Raw genomic sequence first — 13,334 nt, 5'->3', positions numbered from 1 at the left:
AAAACCATAAAATAATACACTGGCAGTTAAAGGAAATTTAACATATAAAAATATTTCTGTTCATAAATTATACCGCAGTAAAAACCGAATGTATGGTTGCTTTTTGACTGGAATTGCGGTTATAATAATCTCTGCATCACATATAATATCTGTCAGACAAAAAAAGTAAGGGGGTCCCGTGAAAAAGAAGCGTTATCCTACATACAAGCGAAAATATAAACGAAAAAAACAGCTCAGGCGAAAAATACTCACAGCCATTATCCTGTGTGTCATCCTTGCAGTATGTAATGGCTGGATGCCGCCGCGGAGCCTGAAAGAGGTAAAAGATCAAAGCCGGATCTTCGGACAGGTATTTCTTACATATATAGAAGAAAATGCACAGATCCTCTGGGAAGATATTTCGGAATCCGCTTCCGATGCAGTGACAGGATTACTGAAACAATCTCAGACGAAGACAGGAGGGCAGACAGAATCTGTTTCTCTGGATCAGATTCCGGAATACAGCGGCAGTCCATATGTGGAGATCAATAGAAATGTACCCTCTTTTTCTGATGAAAAAAGCGCAGGACCTGCATACGAATTTTATAGTGAACTAGATTCCCTGGGGCGCTGTGGTTATGCAGAATCCAAGGTCACACCGGAGCTGATGCCTGTCGAAGAGCGAGGAGCGATCGGAATGGTGAAGCCTACAGGATGGCATACTGTAAAATATGAAAATGTAGATGGCAGGTATCTGTATAATCGCTGCCATCTTATCGGATATCAGCTGACTGGAGAGAATGCAAACAGGAAAAACCTTATCACAGGAACCAGATATCTCAATGTGACGGGAATGCTTCCTTTTGAAAATGAGGTTGCAGATTACGTGCACAGTACAGGAAATCCCTGCATGTATCGTGTAACTCCGTTTTTTAAGGGAAATGAACTGGTAGCCCGGGGTGTGGAAATGGAAGCCGAATCCGTTAAAGACCAGAAGATATCTTTCCATGTTTTTGTTTATAACATACAGCCGGGAATTGAAATTGATTATACTACAGGAAACAGCTGGGAAGAATAGAGTATATGGAGTAACGCCGGGGAAAATATTAATTTTTCATGAATTTACATGAATTAAATTGCACTTTTTTGGGCGTTATGCTAGAATCAGTTACAGAGTTATATGATTTTACCTATATAAAGGGGAAAAAGGGATGTAACCCAAGGGCAGAATGGAGAGGTGAATTATGAATTTAGGAATTATTGCGCATAACAGTAAGAAAGTTCTGATTGAAGACTTCTGTATTGCATACAAGAATATCCTTGCCAAACATGAAGTATATGCAACCGGAACAACAGGAAGAAGAATTGAGGAAGCAACCAGTCTTCACGTTCACAAGTTTCTTGCCGGAAGTATAGGCGGAGACAAGCAGTTTATGGAGATGGTAGAGCGTCAGGATCTGGATATGGTGATCCTGTTTTATAACCCTGTCATGATGGACCCGGTAGAGCCGGATATCATGAGCATTGTTAAACGCTGCGACCAGTACAACATTCCGGTTGCTACAAATATTGCCACTGCGGAACTTCTGATCCTTGGACTGGCCCGCGGTGATCTGGATTGGAGATTAAATCTGAAATGAGAGTCATAGCAGGAAAAGCACGTAGATTAAACTTAAAAACCATTCCCGGAAATGAGACACGACCAACAACAGACCGTATTAAGGAAACTCTTTTTAACATTCTCCAGCCTGAAATACCGGGTTGTCGGTTTCTGGATCTGTTTTCCGGAAGCGGAGCGATCGGTATTGAAGCTCTGAGCCGTGGAGCCGAGTATGCCGTGTTTGTGGAAAAAAATCCCAAAGCATGTACTTGCATCCGCGAAAATCTTTCATTTACAAAACTCACGGATGGTGGTAAACTGCTGAACATGGATGTGCTTCAGGCACTGCGTTCACTGGAAGGCGGAGAACCATTTGACTGTATTTTTATGGATGCACCATACGAACAGCATCTGGAACAACCAGTCCTTGAGTATCTGGCTGACAGCACTCTTGCAGATGAAAACACGCTGATCGTTGTGGAGGAAGATCTACATACGGATTTTTCTTATGTAGAGGACCTTGGATATCATCTGGTACGTTCCAAGGAATATAAAACCAACAAGCATGTTTTCCTAAAAAAATGAAAGAGAGACAGACATATGATAACAGCAGTATACCCGGGAAGCTTTGACCCGGCAACCTATGGCCATCTTGACATCATTAAGCGGGCAAGCATTTCATTTGACCGGGTTATAGTGGGAGTTTTGCATAATTCTGCAAAAAGTCCGTTGTTTTCTGTAGAAGAACGTGTTAAGATACTAACAAAGGCGACAAAAGATATCCCGAATGTGGAGGTGAAAGCATTCGAGGGCCTGTCAGTGAACTTTGCCAGGGAAAACCATGCCCAGGTGATCGTTCGAGGGCTTCGTGCTGTCACGGATTTTGAATATGAACTGCAGATGGCCCAGACTAATCGTGTTCTGGCACCGGATGTGGACACCGTTTTTCTTACAACCAGTCTGGAATATGCATACTTAAGCTCCACGATCATGAAAGAAGTTGCTAATTTCGGAGGAGATCTGAGCAAATTCGCTCCACGTGAGATTACGGATGCAGTCGAAGAGAAATTGAAAAAAAGAGAAACAGAGAAATAAGGAGAGTGTATTATGAGCAGCAGAATTGAACAGATTATTCAGGAGATTGAAGAGTATGTGGACAGCTGTAAATTCCAGCCTCTTTCCACTACCAAGATCGTAGTGAACAAAGAAGAGATTGAGGAGTATTTACGTGAACTTCGTCTGAAAACTCCGGATGAGATCAAACGTTATCAGAAGATCATCAGCAATAAGGATGCGATCCTTGAGGATGCTCAGGCTAAAGCTGACAGTCTGATCGCAGATGCTCAGGCCAAAGCTCAGGAACTTGTTACACAGCATGAGATCATGCAGAAAGCATATGCACAGGCAAATGAGACCATAAATGCTGCAAACAAGCAGGCTCAGGAGATTCTTGATTCTGCAACACAGGATGCAAACAGCATTCGTCTCAGTGCGATCACATACACAGATGATATGATGGCTAATATCGGTTCTGTCCTGAATCAGACACTTGAAGATGCCGGTGGTAAATACAAAGCATTTATTGATGCTCTGCAGAGCTGCCTTGAGGTTGTTAATCATAATCGTCAGGAGCTTGCACCACAGACTGCTCAGGCAGCGGCAATCTCCAATACCTTCCAGGATGATGACAGTTCTTCTATAACAAAAGAAGACGAAGATCTGTTAGACGATATCGGAGAAAACTAGGATCAGGAATATCGCACTGGCGTTCAGACATTTTGAAATAGCGTAGGGGATCAGTGACAAACTGTTTTCCAATACGCTTTTTGTCTGAGCCATGACGCAAAAGCCACCAAAAGAAGTCAGGAGCATAGAAGCAAGGTATCTGCTTTTCCATGGCAGTGGTGCGCCGGCAATCTGTTTCAGCCCGGTAGTTAGTTCCAGTGGTGCTGTGAACAGCATACAGCTTTGTGCATGAAATGGCCAGTAAAAGCTGATACTGGCGAGTATCAGTGAGAAGAGGAGAATATAGCCCCCGAGACGTGTGATGGTTTCAAATCCGTCCATGATCGAGACATCCAGGATGACTCCTATGGAGTCCTGTTGGTATGTCTCTTTTTTTATCTTGTTTACGCAGACAGAGTCCACGGTATGCCCACGATATACAACGAAACGAAAAAACAGCATACAAAAGAGATCTGCCGCCAGAAAAGTGAGGATCATCTGTACTGCTGATATCTTATTTTTCAAGAGTATCCCGGAAAGATAGGAAATGATAAATGCGGGACTTGCATTGCAGCTAAACGTAAGAAGATATTCCCCTTCTCTGCGGGAAATCTGCTGGTCTATGTACAGATCATGTGCCAGTTTGGCTCCCATAGGATATCCGCATAACAGACCCAGGATCAGAACATAGGCTCCAGCAGGTGAAAGCCCGAAAAACGTTTTCCAGAAGAAAGCAGATGGTTTCAGAAGCTTCCGGATATTTCCAGTTTTTAATAATGCTCCTGTCAGGATCAGAAATGGCAGCAGAGTGGGAATCATGATATTCAACCACAATCCAAGTCCATTTTTTACTCCGGTAAGAGCTTCTTTTGGGTGAAAAAGCAGAAAAAACAACAGGCAGATATAGAAAAATATGATTATTTTTCGTTTCATAAAAACAGGTCCTTGCTTTTTTTACAGTATATGATTATTATAAAAGACAAATGAATTTATGAAGCAGAAGGAGACAGAATTTATGCCAGTATTAGAAAATTGTGAACCAAAGAGAGTTTTTCATTATTTTGAAGAAATCTGCAAGATTCCTCACGGTTCCAGAAATACAAAACAGATCAGTGATTTCCTTGTGGAATTCGCGAAGGATCATGGATTCAGATATGTACAGGATGAGCTGAATAATGTAGTGATCTACAAGCCAGGCACACCAGGATATGAGAATTCTCCCACAGTGATCATCCAGGGCCACATGGATATGGTATGTGAAAAACGACCGGATGTAGATCATGATTTTACAAAAGATGGTTTGAACATCTCTGTAAAAGATGGTTATATCACAGCCAACGGAACAACTCTTGGCGGTGATGATGGTATTGCAGTTGCTTATGGCCTTGCCCTTCTTGACAGTACAGATATTCCACACCCTCCTCTTGAAGTACTGCTCACGGTTGATGAGGAGATTGGTCTTCTTGGTGCAGTCGGTCTGGACTGCAGCGTGCTGAAGGGAAGAAGATTTATCAATCTGGATTCTGAAGCGGAGGGAAGTCTCTGGATCAGCTGTGCCGGCGGTCTTTCCGGTATCAGCCATATCCCTGCCCAGCGTGTAGAAGGAGAAGGAGAAAAGGTACAGGTCAAAGTCTGTGGACTTATGGGCGGACATTCCGGTGCCGAGATTGACAAGAACAGAGCGAATGCCAATAAACTTATGGGACGGTTTCTTTACGGACTTAAGAAAAAAGCGGAATATGCCCTTATTTCTCTTACAGGCGGACAGAAAGACAATGCCATTACAAGAGAGTGCACCGCAGAATTTCTTACGGATTCCGTTGCTGAGGTAAAAGCTTACGCAAAAGAGCTCCAGGAGCAGCTCCGTGAAGAATATACTGGTTCTGACGAAAACATTACTTTTGAAATAACAGAAAAGGGTACTGCAACAGCAGAGGTTCTTCATCCTACAAGTCAGGAAAAGATCGTATTTTATCTGCAGAATGTACCATTCGGAATCCAGAAAATGAGCGGAACCATCAAAGGCCTGGTGGAAACCTCCAGCAATATCGGTATCCTCCGTCTGGATAGGGACGAGCTTTTTGCAAGTTCCAGTGTAAGAAGCTCTGTAGACGCTGCATGCAGTGCATTATCTGATAAAATTGAATATCTCACAGAATTTCTTGGTGGTGACTATGAAGTACAGGGTGCATACCCGGCATGGGAGTACAGAAAGGAATCTCCATTACGAGATAAAATGGTTGCAGTTTTTGAGGAAATGTACGGACATAAGCCTGAAGTCGTAGCGATCCACGCAGGCCTTGAATGCGGGCTTTTCTATAAAAAAATGGAAGGACTGGACTGTGTATCCCTTGGACCGGATATGAAGGATATCCATACATCCGAGGAGGTTCTCAGCATTGCTTCCACAGAAAGAGTATGGAACTATCTTGTACAGGTTCTCAAAAATCTGAAAGACTGATCCCGTTCGGAGTATGTTCGAACTTTTACCCTGGAGAGACGTAAGGTTTCTCCAGGGTATTTTTATGCCCTGATAAAAAATATTCATAAAATACAGAATTATACATATATATAGATTTGTGGATGCATCACACAAAAAGGAAAATAATTCTATATTTTTTTAATAAAAAATTGATAAACAATCCCTTTTTTTTCAAAACATATGTTATAATAAAAAATGTATGCCGCTGTCACCAAAACCAAAAAGAGACTGGCGGCAGATGATAAGGAGCGAGCAACATGGAAATACAGTTATGGCGAAGTATTTTGTGCCCTTACGAGCTGGCGGTCAAAGAACTGACAGTCAAGTTTAAACATATGATAGAAGAGTATCACGAAAATGATCGTTATTCTCCCATTGAACAAGTCAGTGGAAGAGTAAAAAGTGTTTCCAGTATCCTGGAGAAAATGCAGCGTAAAGATATCCCGATCGAACAGCTGGAAACAGAAATGGAAGATCTGGCAGGAGTACGGATCATATGTCAGTTTGAAGAAGATATCGATACCGTTGCTGCGATCATCCGAAAAAGAACAGATATGGAAGTCAAAAGTGAAAAGAACTATCTGACGCATATCAAGCAGAGCGGTTACCGGAGTTATCACATGATCCTTTATTATACAGTGGAGACTATTCATGGGCCGAAACGGCTTCAGGTAGAAATACAGATCCGTACCATGGCAATGAATTTCTGGGCAACGATCGAACATTCCCTTCAGTATAAATACAAAGGTGATATGCCTCCTCATGTAGCAGAACGTCTTAGTAAAGCATCCGATGCGATCATTTCGCTGGATCATGAAATGTCTTCTGTGCGCAATGAGATCATGGATGCCCAGAATTCATCTCAGATGCAGTCCAATCTTGTAAAGGATATTTTGAATAATATTGAAAATCTCTACCGTGTTTCCAGTGAACGGGAAGTCAGCAAAATACAGGATGAGTTCCTGCGGGTATTCAAAACCAAGGATCTGCGTCAGCTGGAACGCTTCCACAGGCAGCTGGATATCATTGCAGAGGGTTATCGTGCCCAGGCAGTCCATCACAGCATATGAACACAGGGCAGACAGTACTAATACACATACATACGAGGAATTATAAATGCAGGATTTTTTACCAGTTACAAGAGAAGATATGAAGTCAAGAGGCTGGGATGAGTTGGATTTTGTCTACGTGACAGGAGATGCCTATGTGGATCATCCGTCTTTTGGATCTGCGATCATTGGACGTCTTCTGGAAAGCAGAGGATATCGTGTAGGCATGATCCCTCAGCCTGACTGGCGAAAGAAGGAGAGCATCCAGGTGTTCGGGGAACCGCGCCTGGGTTTTCTCGTTACAGCAGGAAACATGGATTCCATGGTGAATCATTATACGGTTTCCAAAAAGCACCGAAGCACAGATGCCTATTCTCCGGGAGGAAAAATGGGATTAAGACCGGACAGGGCTTCTGTTGTATACAGCAATCTGATCCGGCAGACCTATAAACATACGCCTATCATTCTTGGCGGAATCGAAGCCAGCCTTCGAAGAATGGCACATTACGATTATTGGGAAAATAAGGTCAAGCACAGTATTCTGATCGATTCCGGTGCGGATCTGATCTCTTATGGAATGGGGGAACATTCCATCCTGGAGATCGCAGAAGCCCTGCAAAGCGGGATTCCGGTCCAGGAGATCACATATGTGGCAGGGACGGTTTTTAAAAGCCACGATATCAGCAGGGTTTACGATCCGGTGGTCCTTCCGTCATTTGAACAGGTACAGACCGATAAAAAAGCTTATGCGGACAGCTTTGCCATTCAGTACCGAAACACAGATCCATTTACAGCAAAGCCTCTGGCAGAATCTTATGGGAACCGTGGATATGTGATACAGAATCCACCATCTCAGCCTCTGACGCAGATGGAAATGGACGATGTTTACGATCTACCTTATACAGGACGATATCATCCCATGTACCAGAAAGAAGGCGGGATTCCGGCACTGAAAGAGATCAAATTCAGTCTGACCAGCAACAGAGGATGCTTTGGAAGCTGTAATTTCTGTGCGCTGACCTTTCATCAGGGCCGCATCCTTCAGACAAGAAGTCACGATTCCATTCTGAAAGAAGCTGAAAAGATGACGGAGGATCCGGATTTTAAAGGCTATATCCATGATGTAGGAGGCCCTACGGCTGATTTTCGTTATCCTTCCTGCAAAAAGCAGCTGACAAAAGGAGTCTGCAAGGAGCGGCAGTGCCTGTTTCCTTCTCCGTGTAAGAATCTGACGGTAGACCACAAGGATTATCTTCAGCTTCTCAGAAAGGTCAGGAATATCCCCAAAGTTAAAAAAGTTTTTGTCCGTTCCGGCATTCGGTTTGATTATCTGATGGCAGACCCGGATAAAACTTTTCTTAATGAGCTTGTGAAATATCACGTCAGCGGTCAGCTGCGAGTAGCACCGGAGCATGTTTCTGATGAAGTCCTGAAGTTTATGGGCAAACCCAGGCACGAGGTTTATGAGGGCTTTCTGAAGGAATATGAAAAAGCAAATGCGCGGACTGGTAAGCAGCAATATGCCGTTCCGTATTTCATGTCGTCCCATCCCGGGTGTACAATGAAGGAAGCCGTGAAGCTTGCGGAATACGTCCGTGATCTTGGATTTACGCCGGAGCAGGTTCAGGATTTTTATCCAACGCCATCAACACTTTCTACCTGTATGTATTACACAGGAATCCATCCGCTGACAGGCGAAAAGGTATATGTGCCGAAAAATCCACACGAAAAAGCAATACAGCGAGCACTGATGCAGTATAAAAATCCGGAAAATCGCGAACTGGTCCTGGAAGGACTTAAGATGACCGGACGTATGGATCTGGTCGGCTTTGGACCGAAATGTCTGATCCGTCCCAGAGAGCTTCATAAAAAAGCTAAAAAAACACAGACAAGGAGTTCGGCACATGAAAGATACCAGAAAAAGAAAAACAAAAAAAGGTGATTTCGGTTATTTTAACAGCGAAAAAAAACGAAGACTCCTGATCACCGCAGGATTATTTTCGCTTCCACTGCTCATTTTCTTTGTGGCGTGGGCCGTCAACGGAACAAGAATGACAGTCTGGACGGTTCTGACCGTAGTAGGTTGTCTGCCAGGATGTAAATCCATGGTAAGCCTGATCATGATCCTGTTACGTCATCCTATGGATGAAAAGCTCTATAAAGAGATCCGCAAGCATGCCGGTGACCTGGTCATGTCCTATGAAATGTACATGACTTTTTATGAGAAAAGCGGTTATCTGGACGCTGTTGCCGTGTGCGGAAATACAGTAGTGGGTTATACCAGTGATCCAAAAGCAGATATCGCCTACCTTGCAGAGCAGTCACAGAAAATCATCCGTAAAAACGGATATAAAGTAGATGTAAAGATCCTGAGGGACCTGAAACCCTATCTGGAACGTCTGGATTCCATGAATGAGCACAAAGAATCTTTAAGAAACGGGATTAAATTCACGCCGGATGAGCGATACCCGGATCTTTCTAGGGAAGAACTGATCAAACATACGATCCTGGCAATCTGTCTGTAGGAGCATTATATAATGAAAGAATTTATCATTAACGAAAACGAGGCCGGACAGCGTTTTGACAAATATTTGGCCAAGCTTCTCCGTGAAGCTCCAAAGAGCTTTTTCTACAAAATGATGAGGAAAAAAAATATCACGCTCAATGGAAAAAAAGCCACCGGGAATGAAAAGCTGTTTTCAGGAGATCATGTAAAACTGTTTTTAAGTGATGAAACATTTGAAAAATTCAGCGGAAATGATTCTGCTCCACGGGCACATTATGCTCTGGATATCATTTACGAGGATGAAAATATCCTGTTGATCAACAAACCGGCAGGAATGCTTTCTCAGCCTGCTGATGACGGAACCCCTTCACTGGTAGAATATCTGACTGGCTATCTTCTGAAAAATGGCTCTCTTACAGAGAATGATCTGAGAACCTTTCGTCCTTCCGTATGCAACCGCCTTGACCGCAATACCAGCGGGCTTATAGCGGCAGGCAAAAGCCTTTCCGGTCTGCAGGAACTTTCAGGGATGTTCAAATCCAGGGAACTTCATAAATATTACCTCTGTCTTGTGGAGGGAGTTTTAAAAGAAGAAAGATATATCAAAGGTTATCTGGCAAAAGATAAAAAAAGCAATAAAGTAACCATCTATAAACAAGAGAAAGAAAATGCCCTTCCAGTGGAAACAAAGTATTATCCGTTGGGCACCAATGGAACCCGTACCCTTCTTAAGGTTGAACTGATCACAGGACGTGCACATCAAATCCGAGCTCACCTTGCTTCGGAGGGACATTCGATTGTTGGTGATCCCAAATATGGAAAAGCCGATAAAAAACTGAAAGGACAGCTGCTTCATTCTTTTCGAATGGAGTTTCCATCTATGAAAGGAAGCCTGTCATATTTATCCGGGAAGGTCTTTACGGCACCGCTTCCGGAAATCTTTCTCAGAACACTAAAAGAGGAAAAGTTGGAGGAGAGTTATTATGAAAATCTGGAATGAAATATGGGATTACGTCAAGATGATCATCATCGTGGTAGTTGTAGTCCTGGTTATCAACAATGTAGTACTGATCAATGCAAAGATCCCGTCAGAATCTATGGAAAATACCATTATGACCGGGGATCGTATCTTTGGCTATCGTCTGGCCTATGGTCTGAATATGGATGTATTTGGTCACGAGATCTCAAAAAAATGGAAAGATCCGGAACGCTTTGACATTGTGATCTTCAAATATCCGGATGATGAGTCCCAGCTGTTCATCAAACGTATCATCGGTCTTCCTGGAGATAAAGTAGAGATCAAAGATGGTAAAGTTTATATCAATGATTCAGAGACACCTCTGGATGATTCCTTTGTGTCGGAAACTCCTCTTGGAAGCTTCGGACCATACGAAGTACCGGAAAACTGTTACTTTATGATGGGAGACAACCGTAACAATTCCAAGGATTCCCGATACTGGCAGAATACATATGTACAGTTTGATCAGATCGTCGGAAAAGCGGAGATCCGTTATTTCCCATCCATCAAACTTCTAAATTAAAGGGCAGACTTTATGGCAACATGGAACAGCAGAGGACTTCGTGGTTCTACTCTGGAGGAACTTATCAATCGTACCAATGAGCAGTACAGGGAAAAGGGACTGGCCCTCATCCAGAAAATTCCGACACCTATCACTCCGGTTAAAATGGATAAAACCTCCCGGCATATCACGCTGGCATATTTTGAACAGAAAAGTACCGTAGATTATATCGGAGCAGTACAGGGAATCCCTGTCTGCTTCGATGCAAAAGAATGCTGTGTAAAAACTTTTCCCCTTGCGAACATTCATCCTCATCAGGTAGCATTTATGGATGAGTTTGAAAAGCAGAAGGGGATTGCTTTTTTTCTGATCTATTTCAGCGCAGATAATGTTTTTTATTATCTTACCCTTCGTAAGCTGAAGGAATTCTGGAAAAGGATGGAAGATGGCGGGCGAAAAAGTTTTCGTCGGGAAGAGCTGGACGAGGAATTTTATCTTTCCGGAAAAAATGGATTTCTGGTTCCTTATCTGGAAGGGATCCAGAAAGATCTGCAATTACGGGATTGACTTTTGGAAAGGTTTCCTATATAATCAAATTTAAGTTTTTCTGTGGTAGCATGGTAGCGAATTAAAGTGGAACACAGAAAATCTCAAAACGTGTTACGGAGGAAATGAACATGCAGCGTATTTTTCATACACCTGAAGGTGTGCGGGACATTTATGGAGAGGAATGCAGCCGCAAAAAACGGCTCCAGAGGGAGCTCCACCAGGTGTTTTCAAGATATGGATATGAAGATATAGAAACACCGGGATTTGAGTATTTTGAAGTGTTCAGCAATGAAGTAGGAACGATCCCATCCAAGGATTTATATAAATTTTTTGACAGAGAGGGAAACACACTTGTCCTCAGACCTGACTTTACACCGTCTGTTTCCAGAGCATGTGCAACTTATTTTGATCCGGAAAAAGGACCTGTAAGACTTTGTTATACCGGAAATACATTTATCAACAATTCCAGTTACAGAGGTCAGATGAAGGAAAATACTCAGATGGGTGTTGAGCATATGGGAGATGATTCTGCAGCAGCAGATGCTGAGATCCTTGCTATGACCGTGGAGTGTCTGAAGGCAGCAGGACTTACCGAATTCCAGGTTAGCGTAGGCCAGGTAGATTATTATAAATCCCTGCTTGCAGAGGCAGATCTGGAGCCGGAGATAGAAGAGCATCTTCGTGAGCTGATCTCTCAGAAGAATTATTTTGGTGTGGAAGAGCTTCTTAAGGGACAGAATTTAGGCGATAACCTTTCCAAGGCTTTTGCTGAACTGCCTCAGATGTTCGGTTCAGCAGAAGTGCTGGAAAAAGCAAAAAAACTCACCTCCAATCCGGAAGCACTTTCTGCAGTAAAACGACTGGAAGAAATTTATGAGATCCTGAAAGTATACGGCTGTGAGAAATACATTGCTTTTGATTTTGGAATGCTCAGTAAGTTCCGTTATTATACAGGGATCATTTTCCAGGCTTATACATATGGAACCGGTGAACCCCTGATCAAAGGCGGACGCTACAACGAATTGATGAAGCATTTCGGAAAACCGGCTTCTTCCATTGGATTTGCCATTGTGGTTGATAACCTGATGCTCGCGCTTTCCAGACAGAAGCTGACCGTTCCGTCCGGTGATAAGACCATTGTGATCACTTATGATCCGGGAAATCTGAAAAAAGCGATCCAGGAAGCAATGGAGCTTCGAAATAAAGGTAAAAAAGTGGCATTGTGCCCGGCAAAGGAGGAGCAGGACTGATGAGATATCTTACATTTGCCCTCACAAAAGGGCGTCTGGCCAGCAAAACACTGGATATGTTTGAGAAGATCGGTATTACATGTGAGGAGATGCGTGACAAAGATTCCCGAAAGCTGATCTTTACCAATGAGGAACTGAAGCTGAAGTTTTTCCTTGCAAAAGGTCCGGATGTGCCGACTTATGTAGAGTATGGTGCAGCAGATATCGGTATCGTAGGTAAGGATACCATTCTGGAAGAAGGAAGAAAGCTATATGAGGTTATGGATCTTGGATTTGGAGCATGCCGCATGTGCGTATGCGGCCCTGAAAGCGCGAGAGAAGTCCTGAATAACAATCAGCTGATCCGTGTAGCTACAAAATATCCAAATATTGCAAAGGATTACTTCTATAACAAAAAGCATCAGACTGTGGAGATCATTAAGCTGAACGGTTCCATCGAGCTTGCACCGATCGTAGGACTTTCCGAGGTTATCGTGGATATCGTGGAAACCGGAAGCACCCTTCGCGAGAATGGCCTGAAGGTGCTGGAAGAAGTCTGCCCGCTGTCTGCACGTATGGTAGTCAATCAGGTCAGCATGAAAATGGAAGATGAACGGATCCGCAAACTGATCACGGAACTTCGAGGTGTGATCAAATAAACTGAACAACAGATGAACCTCCAAAATACAGAAAGA

The 13,334-nt window shown here is 43.2% G+C and carries 14 protein-coding genes and 1 pseudogene; 14 read left to right on the top strand and 1 reads right to left on the bottom strand.

Annotated elements, in window-relative coordinates; translation table 11 throughout:
- Positions 1 to 475: 475 nt before the first annotated feature.
- The 5 genes and pseudogenes from ABCM67_RS01090 to ABCM67_RS01070 form a co-directional block, all read left to right on the top strand.
- Positions 476 to 1,051 (top strand): annotated as a pseudogene (locus ABCM67_RS01090) (DNA/RNA non-specific endonuclease); the annotation flags it as partial.
- Between the two features lie 172 nt (positions 1,052 to 1,223).
- The gene (locus ABCM67_RS01085; protein WP_015524908.1) at positions 1,224 to 1,619 is read left to right on the top strand and encodes a methylglyoxal synthase; all 396 of its coding nucleotides are present in this window, start codon (positions 1,224 to 1,226) and stop codon (positions 1,617 to 1,619) included.
- Positions 1,616 to 2,164: a 16S rRNA (guanine(966)-N(2))-methyltransferase RsmD gene (rsmD, locus tag ABCM67_RS01080; protein WP_015524909.1), complete on the top strand. Its 549-nt coding sequence runs from the start codon at positions 1,616 to 1,618 to the stop codon at positions 2,162 to 2,164. Before ABCM67_RS01085 ends, rsmD begins: the two co-directional genes overlap by 4 nt.
- A gap of 15 nt (positions 2,165 to 2,179) precedes the next feature.
- Positions 2,180 to 2,674 carry a pantetheine-phosphate adenylyltransferase gene (gene coaD / locus ABCM67_RS01075; RefSeq protein ID WP_015524910.1) on the top strand — a complete coding sequence of 165 codons (495 nt, stop codon included), beginning with the start codon at positions 2,180 to 2,182 and terminating at the stop codon, positions 2,672 to 2,674.
- A 12-nt stretch (positions 2,675 to 2,686) separates the two neighbouring features.
- Positions 2,687 to 3,325: a hypothetical protein gene (locus ABCM67_RS01070; protein ID WP_015524911.1), complete on the top strand. Its 639-nt coding sequence runs from the start codon at positions 2,687 to 2,689 to the stop codon at positions 3,323 to 3,325.
- Here ABCM67_RS01070 and ABCM67_RS01065 read toward each other — a convergent pair.
- Positions 3,302 to 4,237: a sporulation integral membrane protein YlbJ gene (locus tag ABCM67_RS01065; RefSeq protein WP_021651491.1), complete on the bottom strand. Its 936-nt coding sequence runs from the start codon at positions 4,235 to 4,237 to the stop codon at positions 3,302 to 3,304. The genes ABCM67_RS01070 and ABCM67_RS01065 overlap by 24 nt on opposite strands.
- Positions 4,238 to 4,319: 82 nt before the next feature.
- Here ABCM67_RS01065 and ABCM67_RS01060 point away from each other — a divergent pair, with 82 nt between their 5' ends.
- The 9 genes from ABCM67_RS01060 to hisG all read left to right on the top strand — a co-directional run bounded on the left by ABCM67_RS01060 (position 4,320) and on the right by hisG (position 13,298).
- Positions 4,320 to 5,765: an aminoacyl-histidine dipeptidase gene (locus ABCM67_RS01060; protein ID WP_118623949.1), complete on the top strand. Its 1,446-nt coding sequence runs from the start codon at positions 4,320 to 4,322 to the stop codon at positions 5,763 to 5,765.
- 278 nt (positions 5,766 to 6,043) lie between these two features.
- The gene (locus ABCM67_RS01055; RefSeq protein ID WP_015524915.1) at positions 6,044 to 6,856 is read left to right on the top strand and encodes a GTP pyrophosphokinase family protein; all 813 of its coding nucleotides are present in this window, start codon (positions 6,044 to 6,046) and stop codon (positions 6,854 to 6,856) included.
- A 46-nt stretch (positions 6,857 to 6,902) separates the two neighbouring features.
- Positions 6,903 to 8,777, top strand: coding sequence for a YgiQ family radical SAM protein (locus ABCM67_RS01050; RefSeq protein ID WP_059085707.1), 1,875 nt, complete (start codon positions 6,903 to 6,905; stop codon positions 8,775 to 8,777).
- Positions 8,740 to 9,360 (top strand): hypothetical protein, encoded by a 621-nt coding sequence (locus ABCM67_RS01045; RefSeq protein ID WP_021651487.1) that lies wholly within the window; start codon positions 8,740 to 8,742, stop codon positions 9,358 to 9,360. Before ABCM67_RS01050 ends, ABCM67_RS01045 begins: the two co-directional genes overlap by 38 nt.
- A 12-nt stretch (positions 9,361 to 9,372) precedes the next feature.
- Entirely contained in the window at positions 9,373 to 10,341 is a 969-nt protein-coding gene (locus tag ABCM67_RS01040; RefSeq protein WP_021651486.1) for an RluA family pseudouridine synthase, read from the top strand.
- Positions 10,325 to 10,882, top strand: a complete 558-nt coding sequence (lepB, locus tag ABCM67_RS01035; RefSeq protein WP_022426337.1) for a signal peptidase I — start codon at positions 10,325 to 10,327, stop codon at positions 10,880 to 10,882. The genes ABCM67_RS01040 and lepB overlap by 17 nt, the downstream gene beginning before the upstream one ends.
- Before the next feature lie 12 nt (positions 10,883 to 10,894).
- The gene (locus ABCM67_RS01030) at positions 10,895 to 11,428 is read left to right on the top strand and encodes a Holliday junction resolvase RecU (protein WP_015524919.1); all 534 of its coding nucleotides are present in this window, start codon (positions 10,895 to 10,897) and stop codon (positions 11,426 to 11,428) included.
- 110 nt (positions 11,429 to 11,538) lie between these two features.
- Positions 11,539 to 12,660: an ATP phosphoribosyltransferase regulatory subunit gene (gene hisZ, locus ABCM67_RS01025; protein ID WP_118753139.1), complete on the top strand. Its 1,122-nt coding sequence runs from the start codon at positions 11,539 to 11,541 to the stop codon at positions 12,658 to 12,660.
- Entirely contained in the window at positions 12,660 to 13,298 is a 639-nt protein-coding gene (hisG, locus tag ABCM67_RS01020; protein ID WP_015524921.1) for an ATP phosphoribosyltransferase, read from the top strand. The genes hisZ and hisG overlap by 1 nt, the downstream gene beginning before the upstream one ends.
- Positions 13,299 to 13,334 lie beyond the last annotated feature (36 nt).

Origin of the sequence: Blautia sp. 2227st1_G12_2227SCRN_220401, assembly GCF_039062885.1 — a bacterium.
Classification (GTDB): domain Bacteria; phylum Bacillota; class Clostridia; order Lachnospirales; family Lachnospiraceae; genus Blautia_A; species Blautia_A fusiformis.
This window is presented reverse-complemented; position numbering and strand designations above follow the sequence as displayed.

Excerpts from the sequence above, each read along its gene's own strand:
- ABCM67_RS01040 (WP_021651486.1), top strand. The coding sequence starts at position 9,373 with ATGAAAGAATTTATCATTAACGAAAACGAGGCCGGACAGCGTTTTGAC.
- ABCM67_RS01060 (WP_118623949.1), top strand. The coding sequence starts at position 4,320 with ATGCCAGTATTAGAAAATTGTGAACCAAAGAGAGTTTTTCATTATTTT.
- ABCM67_RS01065 (WP_021651491.1), bottom strand. The coding sequence starts at position 4,237 with ATGAAACGAAAAATAATCATATTTTTCTATATCTGCCTGTTGTTTTTT.
- rsmD (WP_015524909.1), top strand. The coding sequence starts at position 1,616 with ATGAGAGTCATAGCAGGAAAAGCACGTAGATTAAACTTAAAAACCATT.
- hisG (WP_015524921.1), top strand. The coding sequence starts at position 12,660 with ATGAGATATCTTACATTTGCCCTCACAAAAGGGCGTCTGGCCAGCAAA.
- hisZ (WP_118753139.1), top strand. The coding sequence starts at position 11,539 with ATGCAGCGTATTTTTCATACACCTGAAGGTGTGCGGGACATTTATGGA.
- ABCM67_RS01055 (WP_015524915.1), top strand. The coding sequence starts at position 6,044 with ATGGAAATACAGTTATGGCGAAGTATTTTGTGCCCTTACGAGCTGGCG.
- ABCM67_RS01050 (WP_059085707.1), top strand. The coding sequence starts at position 6,903 with ATGCAGGATTTTTTACCAGTTACAAGAGAAGATATGAAGTCAAGAGGC.
- ABCM67_RS01085 (WP_015524908.1), top strand. The coding sequence starts at position 1,224 with ATGAATTTAGGAATTATTGCGCATAACAGTAAGAAAGTTCTGATTGAA.
- ABCM67_RS01030 (WP_015524919.1), top strand. The coding sequence starts at position 10,895 with ATGGCAACATGGAACAGCAGAGGACTTCGTGGTTCTACTCTGGAGGAA.
- lepB (WP_022426337.1), top strand. The coding sequence starts at position 10,325 with ATGAAAATCTGGAATGAAATATGGGATTACGTCAAGATGATCATCATC.
- coaD (WP_015524910.1), top strand. The coding sequence starts at position 2,180 with ATGATAACAGCAGTATACCCGGGAAGCTTTGACCCGGCAACCTATGGC.
- ABCM67_RS01070 (WP_015524911.1), top strand. The coding sequence starts at position 2,687 with ATGAGCAGCAGAATTGAACAGATTATTCAGGAGATTGAAGAGTATGTG.
- ABCM67_RS01045 (WP_021651487.1), top strand. The coding sequence starts at position 8,740 with ATGAAAGATACCAGAAAAAGAAAAACAAAAAAAGGTGATTTCGGTTAT.